This window comes from Thermobispora bispora DSM 43833 (assembly GCF_000092645.1).
In the GTDB taxonomy this organism is placed as follows: domain Bacteria; phylum Actinomycetota; class Actinomycetes; order Streptosporangiales; family Streptosporangiaceae; genus Thermobispora; species Thermobispora bispora.
In genome coordinates this window covers 1929838-1949844 of the sequence record NC_014165.1, presented here as the reverse complement: position 1 = coordinate 1949844, position 20007 = coordinate 1929838, and the positions used below count along the sequence as shown (strand labels likewise).

Here is a 20007-nt window from a genome sequence, read left to right as displayed (position 1 = left end):
GGCCGCGCCGTGCGGGTCACCGCGGCGCGCCACGCACGGCCGGTCCGCGGTGACGCCCGGTCAGGCCTTCAGGGCCGCGGCGATCACGTCGGCGAGGCTGTCGACCACCGTGTCGCGGTCGAGCCCGGGGTTGTCGAGCCACCAGTCGCCGATCGCCTGGACCATGCCGACGAACGCGTGCCCGAACACGCTGGCCCGCACCGGGTCGCCGACCACCCCCTCCTGCAGGAGCAGGGACGCGAGCTCCTCGCCCACGCTCCGCACGATCGCCGCCATCTGGCTGCGGGTCTTGCCGTCCTCCGCGCTCGCCCGGTGGAAGAGGAACCGGTAGAGGTTCGGGTGGGCGGAGATGGTGTCCAGGTAGGCGCCGATCGCGGCCCGGGCCCGGGACCGCGGGTCGGCCATCGCCCGGGCGAACTCCGGCCGCAACCGGTCGATCACGATACGGGCATGCCGTTCGGCCAGGGCCTGGTACAGGCCGCTCTTGTCGCCGAAGTGCCGGTACAGGATCGGCTTGGTGATCCCCGCCTCGGCGGCGATCGCGGCCATCGACGCCTCGGGCCCCTCCCGCCGGATCACCCGGTCGGCCGCGTCGAGCAGTTCCTCACGCCGCTCCCGGCTCCGGCCACGCTCCGCTGCCATGGGCGACAGCATATGACCGTCGCGCGGCGCGCCGCCTCCCCGGCCGCGCCCACCGCGCGGCCGGGGAGGCACCGGCGATGTCCTGCCGGGCCGTGCACGGGGCGCGCGGTGCGCGCACCGCGCCCGGCGGGCGGCCCGGCGGCCTCGCGGCGGCGTCACAGCGCCCCGAGGGCGTCGATCGCGGTGCCGGCCGCCAGGAAGAGCAGCCCGAGCCCGACGCAGAGCAGGATCCCGAAGAACACGGCCCCGCTGCCCACCGGCCCGCTCAGGCTGATGTCGGCCGGCCGGGCCGGGTCGTACAGGACCGTGACCTGGCGCCCGGGCCGGCACAGCGGCGGGTTGCCGCCGATCCTGGCCCGCGCCTCGACCTGCCGGCCGTCGAGCGTGGTGAACCGGATGATCGGATAGCACGCGGCGCCCTCGTCGGGAACCCCGTCCCGGCGCAGCCCGACCACCAGGCCCGGTGCGCGCAGCGCCCGCCGCCGGAAGCTCCGCAGGCTCAGCAGCTCCCGGCACCCCGCCACCGCGAGGAACAGGCCGGCGCCGCCGCAGACGATGCTCAGGAGGATGTCAGGCACGCCTGGAACGTAGGACAGGGGCTTTGACGCCCGCTTGCAGCCCGCTTGCGGTCAGGGCCGCAGCCGCGCGAGCGCGCCGGCCACGTCGGGCACCCGGGCGCCGAGGTCCCACCGGCTGAAGAGGTGCACGTCGTCCCCGGTGTCGATCTCCAGCAGCTCGGTGGTGATCCCGTACCGGCGGTACGCCTCGGCCCGGATCCCCCGCACCCGGTCCCACGGGATCCGCCGCCGCCCGGTGAGCCCGGCGATCACCAGCCCGTCCGGGCCGGCGGCGAGCCGTACCGGGACGAGCAGGTCGCGGAGGGCCAGCCCGGCGAAGCCGAGCGCGGCGACCCCGGCGAGGAAGAGCTGCCCGGGGTCACCGGCCACCGCCAGCACCGCGCAGAGCACGGCGCCGGCCGCCTTGACCGCGATGATCTGCCAGGGCACCCGCCATGCGCACTCCATCCCCTCGCCACCGGTCACCCGCGGCAGCGTAACAACGGCCCGCCCGCGCCGGGGCGCGACCGGCCGATCACGGCGCGGCCGGACCGGTGTGATCTTCCCGGCCCGTCCCCGCCCGCGAATCCGGCAGAATGGTGAGCCGCCTCCCGGAAGAAAGCGGGTCAACGATCGTGACGACCACCATTCAGCAGCGGATCGCCGAGGAGCTCGGCGTACGGGAAAACCAGGTGGCGGCGGCCATCGAGCTGCTCGACGGCGGCGCCACGGTGCCGTTCATCGCCCGCTACCGCAAGGAAGCCACGGGCATGATGACCGACGCGCAGCTGCGCACCCTCGAGGAGCGGCTGCGCTACCTGCGCGAGCTGGAGGAGCGGCGCGCGGCGATCCTCGAGTCGATCCGGGCCCAGGGCAAGCTCGACGAGGCCCTGGAGGCGCAGATCATGGCGGCCGACACGAAGGCCCGGCTCGAGGACCTCTACCTGCCGTTCAAGCCAAAGCGGCGGACCAAGGCGCAGATCGCCCGCGAGGCCGGGCTGGAGCCGCTCGCGGACGCGCTGCTCGCCGACCCCACGCTCGACCCCGAGGCCACGGCGCAGGCGTACCTCGGCGAGGGCGTGCCGGACACCGCGGCCGCCCTGGAGGGCGCCCGGGCCATCCTCATCGAGCGGTTCTCCGAGGACGCCGACCTCATCGGCGAGCTGCGCGAGCGGATGTGGCGGCGCGGCCGGCTCGTCTCCCGCGTCCGGGAGGGCAAGGAGGAGTCCGGGGCCAAGTACGCGGACTACTTCGACTACGCCGAGCCGTTCACCACCCTGCCCTCGCACCGGATCCTCGCGATGTACCGCGGGGAGAAGGAGGAGGTCCTCAGCCTCACCTTCGACCCCCAGGCCGAGGAGCCGAACGACTACGAGCGGATCATCGCGCAGCGGTTCGGCATCGAGGACCGGGGCCGCCCGGCCGACCGGTGGCTCGCCGACACGGTCCGCTGGGCGTGGCGCACCCGGATCCTCGTCCGGCTCGGCATCGACCTGCGCGGCCGCCTGTGGCAGGCCGCCGAGGACGAGGCGGTCCGGATCTTCGCCGCGAACCTGCGGGACCTGCTGCTCGCCGCCCCCGCCGGGGCGCGGCCCACCATGGGGCTCGACCCGGGCCTGCGGACCGGGGTGAAGGTCGCCGTGGTCGACGGGACCGGCAAGGTGGTCGCGACCACGACCATCTACCCGCACGAACCGCAGCGGCGGTGGGAGGAGTCGCTGCAGGTGCTCGCCCGGCTCGCCACCGAGCACTCGGTCGAGCTGATCGCGGTCGGCAACGGCACCGCCTCCCGGGAGACCGACCGGCTCGCCGCCGAGCTGGTCCGGCGGATGCCGCACCTGACCAAGGTGATGGTCTCCGAGGCCGGGGCGTCGGTCTACTCCGCGTCCGAGTACGCCTCCCGGGAGCTGCCCGACCTCGACGTGTCGCTGCGCGGCGCGGTCTCGATCGCGCGCCGCCTCCAGGACCCGCTCGCCGAGCTGGTGAAGATCGACCCGAAGTCGATCGGCGTCGGCCAGTACCAGCACGACGTCTCCGAGGTGAAGCTCTCCCGCTCGCTCGACGCGGTGGTCGAGGACTGCGTGAACGCGGTCGGGGTCGACGTGAACACCGCCTCCGTGCCGCTGCTCGCCCGGGTCTCCGGCATCACCCCCGCCCTGGCGGAGAACATCGTCGCCTACCGCGACGCCAACGGCCCGTTCCGGTCCCGGGAGCAGCTCAAGTCGGTTCCCCGGCTCGGGCCGAAGGCGTTCGAGCAGTGCGCCGGCTTCCTCCGCATCCGGGACGGGGACGACCCGCTCGACTCCTCCAGCGTGCACCCGGAGGCGTACCCGGTGGTCCGGCGGATCCTCGAGGCCACCGGGATGGGCATCCGCTCGCTGATCGGCAACACCGGGGTGCTCCGCTCGCTCGACCCGGCCCGGTTCGTGGACGACCGGTTCGGCCTGCCGACGGTGACCGACATCCTCAAGGAGCTGGAGAAGCCGGGGCGCGACCCGCGGCCCACGTTCACCACGGCCGCCTTCAAGGAGGGCGTGGAGACGATCGAGGACCTCAAGCCGGGGATGGTGCTCGAGGGCGTGGTCACCAACGTCGCCGCGTTCGGCGCGTTCGTCGACATCGGCGTCCACCAGGACGGCCTGGTCCACGTGTCGGCGATGGCGGACCGGTTCGTCAAGGACCCGCGCGAGGTGGTCAAACCCGGCGACATCGTGCGGGTCAAGGTGCTCGACGTCGACCTGGCGCGCAAGCGGATCTCGCTCACCCTGCGGCTCGACGACGAGGCCGCGCGCCGCCCCGGAGAGCGCGGCGGCGCGGGCTGCGGCGACGGGCGCGGGCCGGGCCGGGGTGAGCGCGGCGGACGGCGCACCGGGGGCCGCCCGGCCCCGGCCGGGGGCGCCATGGCCGAGGCGCTGCGCCGCGCCGGGCTGATCGGCCCGGACGCCCGCTAGCCGCCCGCCCGCGCCGGAGTCCCGGCCCTCGGGGCATTCGGTTCCCGGCGGGCGAGGCGCCCGGGCTCCCCGGGCCGAGGTCCGGCCGGGTGTCCCCGGTGGGTGGATCCTGGTGCCCCGGGCCCGTGCAGGCGGATCGCGGGTGCTGCGGGCCCGTGCGGGCGGATCCCGGCGTGCTCCGGGCCCGTCGGCGGGTGCCGCCGGAGTGCCCCGGGCCGGCCCGTACGGCGCGCACGCCGGCCGGCCGGGCGGGGACGCGCCGTGCTCAGGACGCGCCGGGCCGCGGTCCACCGGCGCCGGGGTCCATGGGGATCCGCACGCCCCGCTCCCGGGCGACCCGGGCCGCGCGCTCGTAGCCGGCGTCGGCGTGCCGGATCACACCGGTCGCCGGGTCGTTGGTGAGCACCCGGCGCACCTTCTCGCCGGCGAGCGCCGTGCCGTCCGCCACGACCACCTGCCCGGCGTGGAGCGAGCGGCCGATCCCGACGCCCCCGCCGTGGTGGACGGCGACCCAGGAGGCGCCCGAGGCGACGTTGACCATGGCGTTGAGGAGCGGCCAGTCGGCGATCGCGTCCGAGCCGTCGGCCATCCCCTCGGTCTCCCGGTACGGCGAGGCCACGGAACCGCAGTCGAGGTGGTCCCGGCCGATCACGATGGGCGCGGAGAGCTCGCCCGAGGCGACCATGTCGTTGAACCGCTCCCCGGCCCGGTCGCGCTCGCCGTACCCGAGCCAGCAGATGCGCGCTGGCAGACCCTGGAAGCGGACCCGCTCCCCCGCCGCCCGGATCCACCGGGCGAGCGGCTCGTTGTCCGGGAAGAGCTCGAGGATCGCCCGGTCGGTCCGGGCGATGTCCGCCGGGTCACCGGAGAGGGCGACCCACCGGAACGGGCCCTTGCCCTCGCAGAACAGGGGGCGGATGTAGGCGGGCACGAACCCGGGGATGTCGAAGGCGCGGGCGCACCCGCCGAGCCGCGCCTCGCCGCGGATCGAGTTGCCGTAGTCGAAGACCACCGCCCCCGCGTCCAGGAAGCCGAGCATGCCCTCGACGTGCCGGGCCATCGACTCCCGCGCCCGGCGGGTGAACCCCTCCGGGTCCTCGCGCGCCTTGGCCGCCATGTCCGCGAAGGCGACGCCCAGCGGCAGGTAGGTCAGCGGGTCGTGCGCGCTGGTCTGGTCGGTGACGATGTCGACCTCCGCGCCCTTGGCGAGCGCCTCGGGGACGGCCCGGGCCGCGTTCGCCTCGACCCCGATCGAGAGCGGGCGGCGGGCGCGGCGGGCCTGCTCGGCGAGCCGGAGCGCCTCGTCGAGGCTCTCCGCCCGGAGGTCGAGGTACCCGTGCCTGATCCGGCGCTCGATGCTCCGGGGGTCGCAGTCCACGCAGATCGCGACGCCGCCGTTCAGGGTGACCGCGAGCGGCTGGGCGCCGCCCATGCCGCCGAGCCCGCCGGTGAGGGTGACCGTGCCGGCCAGGGTGCCGCCGAACCGTTCGGCCGCGACCGCGGCGAAGGTCTCGTACGTGCCCTGGAGGATGCCCTGGGTGCCGATGTAGATCCACGACCCGGCGGTCATCTGCCCGTACATGGTGAGGCCGAGCCGTTCCAGCCGCCGGAACTCGGGCCAGGTCGCCCACTCCCCCACGAGGTTGGCGTTGGCGATCAGCACCCGGGGCGCCCACTCGTGGGTGGTGAGCACGCCGACCGGCCGCCCGGACTGGACGAGCAGGGTCTCGTCGTCGGCGAGCGTGGTGAGGGCGCGGACGATGGCGTCGAACGAGCGCCAGTCCCGGGCGGCCTTGCCGGTGCCGCCGTAGACGATCAGCTCCTCCGGGTGCTCGGCCACCTCGGGGTCGAGGTTGTTCATGAGCATGCGCAGCGCGGCCTCCTGCGGCCACCCGCGCGCGGTCAGCCGGCGGCCTCTCGGCGCCCGGATCGTCCTGCGTCCGTCCACCGTCGCCCGGCCTCCTCTCCGCGCCCCTCTCGCCCGCGGGTCCTCCACCAGAGGGTTGTGCCCGCGTGCGGGCCGGACCCGCCCGGGAGCGCCGGCGGGCGCTCCCGCCGGGCGGCTCGTTCCCGGGCACGCCGGCGGGCACGGCAGACTGAGAGCATGACACCGGCGGGGCCCGCCGCGCGGTGCCCCGGAGGGAGGCTCGGTGAACGGAGACGAGGAGTCAACCCCCGCCCATCGGGAGCGCATGCTCTGCCCCAGCTGCCTGGGATCGGGCCGCGTCATCGTCGATCGTGCGGCGGTGCTCGGCCTCAGCGCCGGCACGGCGGGCGTGAACGAGCAGTGCACCGACTGCTTCGGCGAGGGCTTTCTCCACTACGAGACGCGGATCGCCCGGCCGTGCCCGCCCGGCAGCCCGGACCAGGTGCCGGAGCCGCCCGAGCCCGGCGTGCGCTGATCCCGGCAGGGGCACCGGGTGCGGCCCGTCCCCCGGGCGGTGCGGCGCCGGCCGGGCGGGACACCCGGCCGGCAGGCCGCCTAGAGTGATCCGTGAACCGACGAGGTCCCGGAAGGAGCACGCGGGTGAAGGACAGCCGGTCCGGCCATGCGCTGCGGCTGCTCGGCGTGCTGTTCGCCCTGGCCGGCGCCGGGTGGCTGGCGCGCGACATCGTGCCGGCGCTCGGCGCGCGCCCGGCCGGGGAGCGCGCCCGGCGGATCCGGCGGTCGGAGCGGTTCGGCGGCGGACGCTTCCGGAACCCGGTGCCGACGTCAGGGCGGCGGCGCGGCACCGCCCGCGCCGTCCTCGGTGAGCTTCGCTCCGGGCCGCGCCGCCCGCGGGGACCCGTGCCGCTCGTCACGCCCTCGCCCGGGCCCGCGAGCGACCTCGACGTGGTCTGGTACGGCCACGCCTCGGTGCTGATCGAGATCGAGGGCCGGCGGGTCCTCTTCGACCCGGTCTGGAGCGAGCGCTGCTCCCCCTCGCCGATCGCCGGCCCGCGCCGCCTGCACCCGGCCCCGGTCCCGCTCGCCGGCCTCCCCGAGCTCGACGCCATCGTGATCTCCCACGACCACTACGACCACCTCGACATGGCGACGGTGCGGGAGCTGACCCGGCTGCAGCGGGCCCCGTTCGCCGTGCCGCTCGGGGTCGGCGCCCACCTCGAACGGTGGGGAGTGCCGGCCTCCCGCATCATCGAGCTCGACTGGGACGAGGAGACCAAGCTCAGCGGGCTGCGGCTCACCGCGACCGCGGCCCGTCACTTCTCCGGCCGCTTCATCGCCCGCAACCCGACCCTGTGGGCCTCGTGGGTGGTCGCCGGGGAGCGGAGGCGGGTCTTTTACACCGGGGACTCGGGCTACTTCGACGGGTACGCCGCCATCGGGCGGGCGTACGGCCCCTTCGACCTGTCGGTCATCCAGATCGGCGCGTACAGCGCCGCCTGGCCGGACGTGCACATGACCCCGGAGGAGGCGGTCCGCGCCCACCTCGACCTCCGCGCGGGCCTGCTGCTGCCGGTGCACTGGGGCACGTTCCGCCTCGCCCCGCACTCCTGGAGCGATCCGGTGGAACGGTTGTGCCGGGAGGCACGGGCGCACGGCGTCCGCCTCGCCGTACCGCGCCCGGGAGAGCGGGTGAGCGCGGACGACCCGCCGCCGGTGGACGGCTGGTGGCGCGAGATCGCCTGAGCCGGCCTCAGCGCTCGGCAATCAACCCCCCAACGCCGGGTTGACCTGCGGATTCGACCAGGTTGGCGAGGTTTGCCACGGTCCGCGGTCTGGGTACGCCCTGCGCCAGCGCGGGGTGCCCTGACGGCTCCTGTCATGTCCGGGCGACGGCCCCGCGCCTTTCCATCGGGGGAAGGAGCCGGCTGATGACATTCAACCCATTGAAGGAACGGGGGATCCCTCTCGACCGCCAGCTGCGCAACTGGCGCGAGCTGAACGTGACGCCCATCGACCCTGATCGGGCGGACCCGTACACCCGATGCCGCATCATCACGATGAACGGCATCGAGATGGAGGCGATCTGGTTCAGCCACCAGTTCGCCCGGCATTGCCCGGATCCGGAGGTGCGCCAGCAGCTTGCCCACGTCCGGTTCATGGAGGCCCAGCAGCAACGGGTGGTGAACTGGTTGCTGCCCGGCCTGAGCTCGGTGCTGGAGACGACGATCTCGTACGAGCAGGTCGCCGTCGACCTCACCGCCTGGGTCGCGCGGATGGAGCCCGATCCCTATCTGAAGCAGGCGTACCAGTTCGGCGTGCTCGAGGACTTCGACCACCTGTACCGGTACGCCAACCTGTACGAGATGATCGAGCACCGCAAGGCGGAGAAGATCGTCGACGCGCTCACCGAGGTGATGCCGGGCCGGCCCACCATCGCCCAGCACCGGCATCCCATCGACAACGTGCGCGAGCCGTACAAGCGGGACAAGGTCCAGCCGATCTCCCGGCTCCACGCGCTGACGATCATGTCTGCCGAGCAGCAGACCATGAACTTCTACATGAACGTCGGGCCGATGTACATGGAGCCGATCGCCCGGCAGCTCTACCAGGAGATCGGGCTCGTGGAGGAGGAGCACGTCACGCACTACGAGTCGCTCGTGGACCCGGGCGAGACCTGGTGGGAACGGCTCGTCATCCACGAGTACAACGAGTGCTACATGTACTACTCCTTCATGCAGACCGAGACCGACCCCAAGGTCAAGCGGATCTGGGAGCTCCACCTCAACATGGAGCTCGAGCACCTGCGCATCGCCTGCGACCTCATGCGCCGCCACGACGGGCGCGACCCCGCCGAGGTGCTCCCCAACCGCATCCCCGAGCCGGTGACCTTCGAGCCGAACAAGCAGTTCATCCGCGAGCTGATCGCCACCCAGGTCGACTACACCACGCTCGGCACCGGCTACGTCCAGGAGGCCCACGAGCGGTTCCAGCGCTGGCAGGAGCAGATCATGGGCGGCGAGGAGCCGCCGAGCGAGCGCGTCATCGAGGAGAACCGCGCCCGGTCCGGCATGGAGTACCGCATGGAGACCGAGGGGGCCCACCCGCTCCGGCTCATGGGGACCCGCTGACCCTGCGCGGCCGTCCGGACAGCGGTACGGCTCCCGCCCGGGCGGGCGGGAGCCGTACGTCGTATCAGAGGCGGTCTCAGGGGCGCGACCCCGCGGTCACCGCCGCGACATCGCCCGGCGGATCAGGTCGCGCGCCCGGTCGATGATCGCCGCGGGTGGGCCGAAGAGCAGGTTCTTCGTCGCCGACTCCACCCCAGGGCGGGGCCGGGTCGGGGCCATCGCCTCGGCGGCCCGCACGCCCAGGGCCAGGGCCCGGCGCTCGGCGGCCGTGGTCTCGGCCCGCATCCGCATGAACTCGTACCGCTCCTCGGCCCGCGCGTGCTGCGTCACCATCAGGCGCAGCCGGCGGAGGTTCTCGAGGAAGTCCGGGTGGTCGGTGCCGAGCTGGTCCATCCGGCTGAGCAGGCGCTTGGCCTGGTTCTCCTCGCGCAGCCGGTCCTCGATCACCTCGGCGCCGCCCTCGATCCGGCGGCGCACGTACGGGTGCACGATCTCCTCCTCCGCGGTCTCGTGCACCGAGAGCATGCGCACCAGGCGGCGGAACGCCTCCTCCCGATCTCTGCCCGTGGCCTGCTCCACCTCGTCGAACATGTCCCTGATCACCCCGTGCTGATGGATGAGCAGGTCGACGACGTCGTTCTCCTTCATCAGCTCGGGTATCGGCTGGGCCGCTGTCATCAAGCTCTCCCTTCGGAATCCGGTACCCCACCGCCGCACGCCGGCGGTGACACCCCCGGGCACCAATGCGGCGGGAGCGCCCCTCATGCCGGGCTCCCGCCTGCCGGTGACAGATGAGTACCCGTGCACCTTCTGTGTCACGCAGCGTGACATCGACTATCCGATCCGTGTTCGCCACGGTACGGCCCGGCGCGGGGCGGCGCACCGCGTCCGCGATGGGACGCGGGCGCGGCACGGGCTGGTGCTCGCCCGGCCGGGCCCGCATACTCTTCGCTCGGAGTAGCGCGGAGGTGGTGCGATGGCGAACACGGCGCCCTGGGTGGTGGTCGGGCTCGACAACGGCGGCACGAGCAACAACGCGACCGTGCTCGACTCCTCCGGGCGGTTCCTGGTGGACCGGATGGTGGAGACGCCGAGCCTCGTCCGGGAGGGCCCCGAGGTCGCGCTCGCCCAGCTCGTCCGCGCGTTCGAAGGGGTGCTCGAGCTCACCGGCACCCCGCGCTCGGCGGTGCGCGCGGTGGGGCTCGACTCCCCCGGCCCGGCCGACGCCAACGGGGTGATCGCGTCCACCGGGGCCACGAACTTCGGTCACCCCGCGTGGCGCGGGTTCGACTTCCGCGGGGCGCTCGAGGCGCGGCTCGGCCTGCCGGTCGTGTACCTCAACGACGGCAACGCGGCCGCGCTCTACGCCCACCACGCCCACTTCGGCGCCGAGGCCCACGAGCGCTCCTCGGTCGCGGCCGTCGTCGGCACCGGGCTCGGCGGCGGGGTCGTCGTGCACGGCCGGGTGGTGACGGGCGCGGCCGGCATGGCCGGCGAGCTCGGGCACGTGCACATCCCCCTGGACGGCCTGCTCGAGGAGGGGCAGCCGGCGCCCACCTGCAATTGCGGCTTCACCGGGGACGTGGAGAGCATCGCCTCGCTCACCGGGATCGAGCGGAACCTGCTGCCGTACTGGCTGACCCGGTTCCCCGGCCACGAGCTCGCCGACGTCGAGCCCCTGGCCAAGGCGGCCCGGCTGCTCCGCGGCCACGCGGAGCACGGCGACCCGCTCGCGCTCAAGATCTTCGAGCAGCAGGCGATCGCGATCGGCAGGCTCTTCACCATCCTGGGCAACGTGCTCGACCCGGACGCGTACTTCGTCGGGGGCGGCGTGGTGGAGGCGGCGCCGCGCTTCCGCGACTGGTTCCTCGGCAAGGTGCGGGAGCACACCGCGCTCCGGGCCGAGCAGCGCCGGATCGCCACGGTGGCGCTGGTGCGGGATCGGGACATGGCGGGTGCCCGGGGCGTGGCGCTCGCCGCGCTCGCCGCGGTCCGCGGGGAGTGACCGCGGGCCGGCGCCGCCGATGCCGTTCGGCATGGCCGCGGGCCTGCCGTACCGGCGCATCTGCATTTCGGGAAATCTCGGCAAACAACGGCTCTTATCAGCCGAAACGCGATAAGCGGCGGTGGAAGATGGATACGACATCGCGAACGAACGCCGCGGACGCAGCGGTTCGCGGCGGCGTTCGCGGCCGTCCGCTGATCGGGGGAGTTCGGGGGAGGAAGCATGACCGTCACCACGTCGGAACGCACGTCCTACGAACAGCCCGGCGCCACCGCGCCGCCGGCGGCCCCGATCCCCCCGCACACCATGCGAAGCGCCCGCCGTGAGCTCACGCTGAACCTGCCGTGCGTCCGGATCCAGATCCGGCCCCCGGAGCTGCACCTGCCCCGGGTGGAGCTGCCGCACATCACCCCGCGGGAGCTCGGGCACGCCATCGACATCGCCCGCACGTTCCTCCCGCCGCCGGAGCGCATGCTCTACTACGGCGGCCTCGCCGCCATCGCGGCCTTCGGCGTGATCGACTGGCCGATCGCCGCGGCGATCGGCGCGGGGACGATGATCGCCCAGCGCGCCCGGGCGCGGGAGCAGCGCTGGTCCCCGCTGCGGGCCCCGCGGGAGACGGCGAGCGAGCCCACGGAGCCGGCCCGCCGGACGCGGACCACCACGGGCACCACCACCACGACCACGCGCCGCACCCGGGCCACCAAGCGGACCACCGCCTGACGGATCCCGGGGTCTCCGCCCCGGGGCGGGGTCACGCGGGCAGGGCCCCGGCCTCATCGCGGGCGAGACCACCGGGACCCATCGGGGACGGGACCCGGCGCTCCGTGGGCGGGATCCTGGCGCGGTGCTTCCGGGGACCGTGCACCGGGTGGATCCGGGGCGGGGCGAACCGGCGGGCGCGCACCGTATCGTCACGGGACGTTCATCTGCCGTTAACCTAAACTACGCTGCTTCGCGACGTTTGTCCGCGAGTATCCCAATGAAAGCAAGTTCAGACAGATTGGATACCAATGTCGGACTTCGTCGCCGCAGTGCTCGCCAAGGCCGCGCTGATGCTCTTGGAAGCCCTGATCCTCCGCCTGGTCCAGGCCCTCATCACCTCGGGCCTCCGGATCCAGTTCGGCGCGGCCGCCTGAGAAGATCCCGGTTCGACGCGAAACGCGGTAAGGCCGCGCGCCCGTGCCGCCCACTCCCCCGCCGGCCGCCCGGCACCGTGGGATGCGGGACGCGCCTCCCTCAGCTCAACCGCCGCGCACCGGCCCGCCGGCGGTGCGTGCCAGGTCAACACCACCTCGAACTAAGAAAACCCTCATAACACCATATTGCGGACATATCGGGCGTATGCTGCAAATACGTCCGACCACGAAAGGGGGGTGGAACCGATGAGGCACAGCACCGACATCGGGACCCATCCCGACATCATGGAGATGCGCGCGCGGTACGAGGCCGCCTCGGCCAACCCGACCATGCAGACGGCGGACGGCCTCAACATGGTCGCCGGCCTGTACCTCGCCCTCTCACCGTGGATCGTCGGGTTCCAGAACCTCACCGGGATCACGGTGAACAACCTGATCACCGGCCTGCTGGTCTCCATGCTCGCCCTCAGCTACAGCTCGGCGTTCGGCCGCACGTACGGCCTGTCCTGGGTCGCGCCCCTGATCGGGGTGTGGACCATCGTGGCGCCGTGGCTGGTCCGCGGAGCGACCGAAGGACGGACGATCATCAACAACGTGATCATCGGTGCGATCATCCTCGCCCTCGGCCTGGCGACCATGCGCCTCGGCATGATGCAGCAGGGCCGGACCGGCGGTGGATACGAACGCAGCACCGGCTTCGAACGGCCCGGCGGCGGCTTCGACCGCCCGCAGCAGTCCTGAACCGGAGCCCGCGCAACCGCGATCAGCCGGCCGCAGCCGGTCACCTGACCCGGCCGCGGCACGGTCTTGCCCGGGCACGGCCCGGACCGGGCGCCGGGCGCCTGCCTTAACCGGGTCCGTCGGTAGAGAATGGGGCAATGACCACCACGCACCCTGTCGCGAGCCCCGTGGACTTCGCCGTCTACGGCGACTACGAGATCAAGCAGTCCACCGGACCCGACGGATCCTTCCAGCGGCCGCTGTACCGCTTCCGCGGGCGCGTCACCGCGGACGGCAGCAGCGGGTACCCCGCCCGGCCGGGCCGCTACCACCTGTACGTCTCCCTCGCCTGCCCGTGGGCGCACCGGTCGATCATCGTGCGCTCCCTGCTCGGCCTCGAGGACGTCATCTCCATGTCCGTCGTCGACCCGGTGCGCGACGGGCGCGGGTGGGCCTTCCGCCACGGCCCCGGCCACGGGCCCGACGAGGTCAACGGCTTCACCCTCCTCCGGGAGGCGTACGAGGCGACCGAGCCGGGCTACGACGGCCACGTGTCCGTGCCGGTGCTCTGGGACCGCGAGACCAAGCGGATCGTGAGCAACAACTTCCCGGACATCACCATCGACCTCGCCACCCAGTTCCGGGAGTGGGCCAGGCCTGGCATCGACCTCTACCCGGTCGAGCTGCGCGACGAGATCGACGCGCTCAACGACCGCATCTACCGGTACGTGAACAACGGGGTGTACCGGTGCGGCTTCGCCACCAGCCAGGAGGCCTACGACACCGCGGTGCGGGAGCTCTTCGCCATGCTCGACGAGCTCGAGGAGCGGCTCGCCGACCGGCGGTACCTCTTCGGCGACCGGATCACCGAATCCGACATCCGGCTCTGGGTCACGCTCGTGCGGTTCGACACGGTCTACGTGACCCACTTCAAGGCGAACCTCCGCCGCATCGCCGACTACCCCAACCTGTGGGGCTACACCCGCGACCTGTACCAGCACCCGGCCTTCGGCGGCACCACCGACTTCGATCACATCAAGCGCCACTACTACCTGACGCACCCGCGGCTGAACCCGCTGCGGATCATCCCCGCCGGGCCGGTCCTCGACTGGCACGCCCCGCACGGCCGGGAGCGGCTCGGGCCGGGCCTGCCCGCCTAGCCGTCCCGGACGCGTTCCCATAGCGCGCCGGCCGAGGGCGCTGGTCACGCGCCCCGGCCCCGCCGCCGGGCCCGGGCGTGCGCGTACGCTCCGGGCCGGCCTCGCGCATGCGGCGGGCGCCGGAGGTGAGCCGGATGGTCACCCCGGCGTGGCCGGCCTCCGCGCCTGCGGGCGGGGATCCCGTGGCCGGGCGCGCCGTCGGGCCTCCTCGCCTGACGGCCCGGCCCGTCGGGCTCCGGCCCCGCCGTACGGCCCGCCCACCGGGCCGGCGGAAGGATCTATGGTGGGCCACCGTGAAGGTTGACGCTCCGCCGTCGTGGCCGACGACGGTCGACGAGGCCGAGGCGATCCAAGAGAAGCTGCGGTCCCGGCTCGACCTCACCGGACCAGGCCCGCGCCACCCGGCGACCGTGGCGGGCGTGGACGTCGCCTATGCCGGCGAGCGGCTGGTCGCGGCCGTCGTGGTGCTCGACGGCGCCACCCTCGAGGTGCTCGAACAGGTCGCCGTACCAGGACGGGTGGCCTTCGACTACGTGCCCGGGCTGCTCGCCTTCCGCGAGCTGCCGGGCCTGATCACCGCCCTCGAGCGGCTCACCAGGACGCCCGAGCTCATCGTCTGCGACGGGTACGGCCTCGCGCATCCCCGCCGGTTCGGGCTCGCCTGCCACCTGGGCGTGCTCACCGGGCTGCCGACCATCGGTGTGGGCAAGACCGCGTACGTCGGAACGTACGAGATGCCCGGACGGCGTCGCGGGTCGTGGAGCGAGCTGCGCCTCGGCGACGACGTGGTGGGGCGGGTGCTCCGGACGCAGGACGACGTCAAGCCGGTGTTCGTCTCCGTGGGCAACCGGATCGACCTGGACACCGCGTGCGCGAACGTGCTCGCGCTGTGCCCGCGGCACCGGCTGCCCGAGACGACCCGGGCCGCCGACCGGCTCTCCCGTGCGGTGCTCACCCGCGGCACCACCCCGTGACCAGGGCCGTGGCGACACCCGGCGACGCGCCGGTCTCTTCGAGCGGCGGGACGTGGTCGTCGAGCGGCGGCACGGGATGGGCGTCGCTCTCGGGTGGGCGTCGCCGACCGTGTCCCCCGGTTCGGGGGATCCACCGGCGGGTCCGTGGTGACCTCCGGCAGCTAGCTGCCCTGACCGGCGAGGTGGCGCTCGATGGACGCGACCTTCGCGTCGAGGCGCCCCTGACCGGCCCGGGCGTCCGCCTTCAGCACCAGGCTCACCCGGGAGCAGCGCCGCTCCACGGCGGCGACCGCCTTCTTCACCACGTCGAGCACCTCGTCCCACGACTCGCCCTCGATCGTGGTGAACATCGCGTCGGTCCGGTTGGGCAGCCCGGACTCCCGGACCACCCGCACCGCCTCGGCGACCAGTTCGCCGACGTCCTCCCCCTTGCCGATCGGCGTGACGCTGAACGCCACCAATACCGACATCACTCACCTCCCGGGCGGTCACCGTAGCACTCCCGGCCTGGACGCCTACTGCCGTCCAGAGCGGGCATGCCCGGCCGGCCCGGCGCGCTGCGCGCGGTTCCGTCCCGAGACCGCGTCAACAGGGATCTCCGTCGTCTAGCTGGGGCTGGGCTTTCCGACGTCTGCCGGGCTGCCCAGGTCGAGGTCGTACGAAGGTGGCGGCTCGGGAGTCCCATTCGGCCAGATGCAGTGGGAGGACACCTCGAGACCGAGGACATCGCCTCGCCACTTGTCATGGTCGGCTCCATACGTCCTCCCATGCAGCCTGCGGTCATAACCGTTAAAGCGATCACGACGGTAATGCGAAGCATTCATCCCCCGGCTGGTTGCTGCTTGCTCCGGCGCCAGCGCTCCTTACCGGCGAGGTGGCGATCGACGGGCTCGACCTTCGCGTCAAAGCGCCCTTGACCGGCCCGGGCGTCCGCCTCCAGCACCGGGCTCACCCGGGAGCAGCGCGGTTCCACGGCGGCGACCGCCTACGGTGCAGTCACCGAGACAGGCAGGGGGCCAGACGTGGACTCGACACGGCGTACCGTCGGACGACGCTGTATGCCTAGCTCGTGCTAGCCGACCCCTAGACGCTGACGGCCCGAGGCACGCAGCAGGAGGTCAGGCGATGAGGACGATCCCGAGTCCCGTGAAGCCAAATGCAGAACCCTCCTCTCCTCTTGACGGCGTCGATGGCCATCGGGAGAAAGCACGGGAGCATGGGAATCCGATCAAGATCAGCCCGGCGTCACGGAGTCTGCCGAGACTCAGATAACCGGTCGAGATCTGAGGACGGGATGGGTTCCGGAGCTCCCTTCGGCCACACGCAGGGAGAGGAAACGCCGAGACCGGGAATATCACCGCTCGTCCACGACAAGGAGAGACGGAAATCATCGGATCGGGAACGCGCGGTGATGACCAGACCATCTCTTGACACCGCTTCGATAATGTGACCTCGTTGCTCCCAATGGCGTCTCACGCTGCGGGCAATGTCGGCGAGTTTATCCTTTTCTTTGGGAAGACCACGCAAATGGTAGGCTCGGCTGATGAAGATGCGACCGTCTGTGTGATCTCCCGTCCAACCAAGGCAGGGATAAACAGTCAACGTAATGGGATCGAGATCCAATCGTGGCTTTGGATCAATGATGGACACCGTATCGTTGATCAGCTCCTGAACACGGGCGAGCGCCTCGTCCTTGGTCATGGTTGACTTGATCATGATTGAATCAGCTCTTCCTCCGACACAACCCGCGGTCACGGAAGCGAGAGCGGCGATCAGGGCGATGATGCGGAATTCATCCTCCGGCCGGTTGCGGCGAAGGCATCTGCTCGGCATGAGGTTCTCCTCGGTCAGAGGATTGTCGAAGCACAGAACTCTGTGCAGGAGACGGGCTCGGCGTAGCAGCCGATTCGGCAAGGGTCAGATCGTCATATTGACATTGATCAGAAATCCGAGTTCTTGATGGATAGTGAAGCTCGTTCCAATAGCTAGAGTGGACGGCCAACGAGTAAGGCAGAGACGAAGTTCAGTTCACATAACAGTTCTGGCACCGAACTCCTTTTCACTGGGATCGGCACTCCGAGGTCCGCGAGTCGTCCGGAGCCTCGCCTACCCAGACCGACCTGACTCCCGATTCACTGGCATGCCGGGCACCCACGCCAGGGCTACCCCAGGATGATGGGCTGGTCGGCGAAGTCATGCGGGTGCAGCCTTGCGGCCACTCCGTACGTGATCCGCCCGTCTCATGGTCACGGTTCTCCCGGACCGGACGACGAGCTCGGCTCCGGCGTCCCGTTCGGCCATATGCAATAGGAGGAAACCTCGATCATGAGGACGTCACCGGCGGTCCACGAGAGTGCGAGGGTGAAGTCGTCGGGCCGGGATCGCGCCGCGATGACCGTGCCGTCCTTCGAAACCGAGTCGATGAAGTGGCCTCGCTCTTCCCAACGTCGCCTTATCTGCCTGGCCACATCCCCGATCTTCTCCTTGGGTATTCCGCGCAAGTAATAGCCACGGGTGACGTAAATGCGATCTTCTGATCCGCCGTCAGACGGATCCAGACAGTGATGTACGGACAGGGTCGTGGGGTCGAGATCAAGTCGTGGTTTCGGATCGATGATCGCGACGGTGTCATCGATCAGTTCGTGAACACGGCGCAGGGCCTCATCCTTGGTAATGGTTCTCTCCATGAACCCTCCGGCGCATCCTGTGGTCAGGGTGGCGAGCACGGCGGTCGAGACGAGACGGCGGAGCATTCATCCTCCGAATGGTTGCGGAGAGGGCAGCGCACCAGCAGGAATTCCGCTGGAAGACGGCTGCGCTGCTGGACCAGGCGGTAGGGGAGACGGGTTCGGAGACGGAGTGGGAACCGGAAACGGAACGAGCTTGGCGTACTGGCCGGTGACCAGATACCCGAGGTTCCGGAGCGAAGCCGATCCACGCTCCCAATAAATGGAGTGGGCCTTCAATGAATAGGGAAAATCGCTCGCCTCTTGAACATAGAAGTTCTGCCCGCCGAACTTTGCGTCACTGGGATCGGCACCGTATATCCCAAGATCTGCTACTGGGTCGTCTGGAGCTTCACCGACCCACACCGACTTCACTCCCAGTTCACTTGCATGCCGGGCGCCCGCACCAGGGCTGCCAAGAAAGATGAGCTGGTCGGCGAATGCATGCGGGCGAAGCCTTGCAGCCGCCCCGGTGAGGGTTGATCCGTAGCTGTGCCCGATCACGGTCAGCCGGGCGTCCGTGGTGGGCAGGTGGGCGGCGCGCAAGCCGTCGGTGAAGCTCGCCAGCGCGGGCGCACCCTTCTCAGCCGCGCCAAGATTTGCCGGGCTGCGATCACTGCTGAGGATCGAGCCCCACTGGGGGGCGTCATATCCCAGCCATGCAATCGAAGCAATCGTGCTGTTGGGACCACCGACCGCCGACGCTTGGTCCCATATCCTCACCGCACGTTGCGCATCTCCGGCGAACCCTTCGAGGGTGGTCCCGGTGCCGGGCACCGAGACCACGATCGAGGTGGCCTCGTCCGGATCGCCGAAGGAGATGGCGGCCTTCCCCGGGCCGGAAGGGTCGAACAGCAGCAACAGGGCCGGTGGGCGGCCGTCTCGCCCGCCGAGGGCCAGGGCGCGTTCCACGGCGGTGATCTGGCGCAACCGCCCTTCCAGTTCTTTGACCCGGGCTTCCGCCGCCTGGGCGCTTTGGCGCAGCCGGGCCAGCTCGGCGGTGACGGCCTGTTTCTCCTGGGCCAGATGGGCGCGATTGGCCTGATCGCGCACCGTGGCGGGAAGACCGTCCAACCGGCCGAGGAGATGCGGGGCGCCGGTGAGCAACCGCTGCCGTTCGGCGGCGCCGAGGGACTGCCACCAGGCGTTCACCCGGGCCGCCAGCTGACGATCCGCGCCCGTTCGCTGCAGCTCCACCAACCGCTGCAGCGCCACCACATCCCCGGTAGCGGCGGCATCCAGCAGCGCGCCCACCCCGTGCCGGTCGGGGGCATATCCGCCGAACAGCCCGAACCCGGTCATCACCGGGGTGGTCAACCCACCGGGGCAGTCCCGCTGGATCCGCTCCAACCGCCGGCGCAGGCCGGGCACCTGCTCTTGCGCCCACACCCCCACCCCGGAGATCTGATGCCCCGGGGTGGCCGGCAGGCCCGACGCGCGTAGTTCGGCCCCGACCCGGGCCCCGGCATGCCGCAGCTCCTGCCCCGCCCGCTCCAACCCCGCAATCAACCGCTGCATCGCCGGGATGTCCATCCCCGCAAACCCCGACGGCGCAGGGGATACCACCGCGGCCGGAGTGGCGAACGTGGGGACCGCCGGGCGGCGCCCGCCCTGGCGGTGGATCTGCTCGGCGATCTGAGCGGCCGCCTCCTGGAAGGCGGCCTGCACCCGGGCCCGCCGCACCCGCAGCTCCTCGGCGAAAACCGGTGCCCCGCCGCCCACCCACGCCTTGGCGATCAGGCACCGGTACGGGGAATCCAGCACCCCCGCGTACTCCTGGCCCAGCCGTACCACCCGGGTGAAAGCGAGCTCCAATTCGGTTGCCGTATCCGCCGCCACGGGCCAGCAGATTCGCATACCGCGCCAACGGCCGGCAATGAGAATTCATGAAATCGAATGAGCAGGCCGATTGTCATGCGACAAGAGTCGCACAATGCCTCGTTCGCGGCTTACGGAAAAGTCATTCCTTTTTCGTCTAACAAATGACGGTACTAAGGTGAAAGCCGCCACGCGGGCGCCTCAGGGCTGCATGAGGGGCATCTCAGGGCTCAGGGCTGTGACAGGCAAGGAAGCGAGCAGACCGCACCGCATCGCGGGGCCAACGGCGGTCCCCGAGC

The 20007-nt window shown here is 71.6% G+C and carries 19 protein-coding genes; 10 read left to right on the top strand and 9 right to left on the bottom strand.

The window, feature by feature from the left end; all coding sequences use genetic code 11:
- Nucleotides 1-60: 60 nt before the first annotated feature.
- The 3 genes from TBIS_RS08375 to TBIS_RS08365 all read right to left on the bottom strand — a co-directional run bounded on the left by TBIS_RS08375 (nt 61) and on the right by TBIS_RS08365 (nt 1685).
- A complete protein-coding gene (locus TBIS_RS08375) occupies nt 61-642 on the bottom strand; it encodes a TetR family transcriptional regulator (protein ID WP_148231485.1) in 582 nt (193 codons plus the stop codon).
- Between the two features lie 155 nt (nt 643-797).
- Nucleotides 798-1220: a DUF3592 domain-containing protein gene (locus tag TBIS_RS18130; RefSeq protein WP_013131928.1), complete on the bottom strand. Its 423-nt coding sequence runs from the start codon at nt 1218-1220 to the stop codon at nt 798-800.
- 51 nt (nt 1221-1271) lie between these two features.
- Nucleotides 1272-1685: a PH domain-containing protein gene (locus TBIS_RS08365; protein ID WP_206206283.1), complete on the bottom strand. Its 414-nt coding sequence runs from the start codon at nt 1683-1685 to the stop codon at nt 1272-1274.
- 149 nt (nt 1686-1834) lie between these two features.
- Between TBIS_RS08365 and TBIS_RS08360 the strand changes: the two genes are divergently transcribed.
- The gene (locus TBIS_RS08360) at nt 1835-4150 is read left to right on the top strand and encodes a Tex family protein (protein ID WP_041431367.1); all 2316 of its coding nucleotides are present in this window, start codon (nt 1835-1837) and stop codon (nt 4148-4150) included.
- Between the two features lie 265 nt (nt 4151-4415).
- Here the strand turns inward: TBIS_RS08360 and hutU are convergent, their stop codons facing one another.
- Nucleotides 4416-6098 carry a urocanate hydratase gene (gene hutU, locus TBIS_RS08355; protein ID WP_013131925.1) on the bottom strand — a complete coding sequence of 561 codons (1683 nt, stop codon included), beginning with the start codon at nt 6096-6098 and terminating at the stop codon, nt 4416-4418.
- A gap of 202 nt (nt 6099-6300) precedes the next feature.
- On the opposite strand from hutU, the gene TBIS_RS08350 reads away from it, so the two are divergent.
- The 3 genes from TBIS_RS08350 to TBIS_RS08340 all read left to right on the top strand — a co-directional run bounded on the left by TBIS_RS08350 (nt 6301) and on the right by TBIS_RS08340 (nt 9166).
- On the top strand, nt 6301-6552 hold the full coding sequence (locus TBIS_RS08350) for a hypothetical protein (RefSeq protein ID WP_013131924.1): 252 nt from the start codon (nt 6301-6303) through the stop codon (nt 6550-6552).
- A gap of 125 nt (nt 6553-6677) precedes the next feature.
- Nucleotides 6678-7781 carry an MBL fold metallo-hydrolase gene (locus TBIS_RS08345; protein ID WP_013131923.1) on the top strand — a complete coding sequence of 368 codons (1104 nt, stop codon included), beginning with the start codon at nt 6678-6680 and terminating at the stop codon, nt 7779-7781.
- A gap of 185 nt (nt 7782-7966) precedes the next feature.
- On the top strand, nt 7967-9166 hold the full coding sequence (locus TBIS_RS08340) for a hypothetical protein (RefSeq protein WP_013131922.1): 1200 nt from the start codon (nt 7967-7969) through the stop codon (nt 9164-9166).
- Between the two features lie 96 nt (nt 9167-9262).
- Here TBIS_RS08340 and TBIS_RS08335 read toward each other — a convergent pair whose 3' ends face one another.
- Nucleotides 9263-9844 carry a hemerythrin domain-containing protein gene (locus tag TBIS_RS08335; protein ID WP_013131921.1) on the bottom strand — a complete coding sequence of 194 codons (582 nt, stop codon included), beginning with the start codon at nt 9842-9844 and terminating at the stop codon, nt 9263-9265.
- A gap of 298 nt (nt 9845-10142) precedes the next feature.
- Here TBIS_RS08335 and TBIS_RS08330 point away from each other — a divergent pair, with 298 nt between their 5' ends.
- The 6 genes from TBIS_RS08330 (at nt 10143) to TBIS_RS08310 (ending at nt 15164) form a co-directional block, all read left to right on the top strand.
- The gene (locus tag TBIS_RS08330) at nt 10143-11171 is read left to right on the top strand and encodes an ROK family protein (protein ID WP_013131919.1); all 1029 of its coding nucleotides are present in this window, start codon (nt 10143-10145) and stop codon (nt 11169-11171) included.
- 222 nt (nt 11172-11393) lie between these two features.
- Nucleotides 11394-11894: a hypothetical protein gene (locus tag TBIS_RS18125; protein WP_013131918.1), complete on the top strand. Its 501-nt coding sequence runs from the start codon at nt 11394-11396 to the stop codon at nt 11892-11894.
- Between the two features lie 290 nt (nt 11895-12184).
- Nucleotides 12185-12310, top strand: coding sequence for a hypothetical protein (locus TBIS_RS20065; RefSeq protein ID WP_013131917.1), 126 nt, complete (start codon nt 12185-12187; stop codon nt 12308-12310).
- Nucleotides 12311-12556: 246 nt separating this feature from the next.
- Nucleotides 12557-13051: an SPW repeat protein gene (locus TBIS_RS08320; protein WP_013131916.1), complete on the top strand. Its 495-nt coding sequence runs from the start codon at nt 12557-12559 to the stop codon at nt 13049-13051.
- Nucleotides 13052-13188: 137 nt separating this feature from the next.
- Nucleotides 13189-14190: a glutathione S-transferase family protein gene (locus tag TBIS_RS08315; protein ID WP_013131915.1), complete on the top strand. Its 1002-nt coding sequence runs from the start codon at nt 13189-13191 to the stop codon at nt 14188-14190.
- Nucleotides 14191-14483: 293 nt separating this feature from the next.
- Nucleotides 14484-15164 carry an endonuclease V gene (locus TBIS_RS08310; protein ID WP_041431363.1) on the top strand — a complete coding sequence of 227 codons (681 nt, stop codon included), beginning with the start codon at nt 14484-14486 and terminating at the stop codon, nt 15162-15164.
- Nucleotides 15165-15325: 161 nt separating this feature from the next.
- Here the strand turns inward: TBIS_RS08310 and TBIS_RS08305 are convergent, their stop codons facing one another.
- The 4 genes from TBIS_RS08305 to TBIS_RS08295 all read right to left on the bottom strand — a co-directional run bounded on the left by TBIS_RS08305 (nt 15326) and on the right by TBIS_RS08295 (nt 19729).
- Complete coding sequence (locus TBIS_RS08305) at nt 15326-15634, bottom strand: MTH1187 family thiamine-binding protein (RefSeq protein ID WP_013131913.1); 309 nt, start codon at nt 15632-15634, stop codon at nt 15326-15328.
- Between the two features lie 775 nt (nt 15635-16409).
- Complete coding sequence (locus tag TBIS_RS18605; RefSeq protein ID WP_242384329.1) at nt 16410-16997, bottom strand: hypothetical protein; 588 nt, start codon at nt 16995-16997, stop codon at nt 16410-16412.
- A gap of 413 nt (nt 16998-17410) precedes the next feature.
- Complete coding sequence (locus tag TBIS_RS08300; protein ID WP_242384328.1) at nt 17411-17890, bottom strand: NADPH-dependent FMN reductase family protein; 480 nt, start codon at nt 17888-17890, stop codon at nt 17411-17413.
- Nucleotides 17891-17917: 27 nt separating this feature from the next.
- Nucleotides 17918-19729, bottom strand: a complete 1812-nt coding sequence (locus tag TBIS_RS08295; RefSeq protein ID WP_242384327.1) for an alpha/beta hydrolase — start codon at nt 19727-19729, stop codon at nt 17918-17920.
- Nucleotides 19730-20007: the final 278 nt, after the last annotated feature.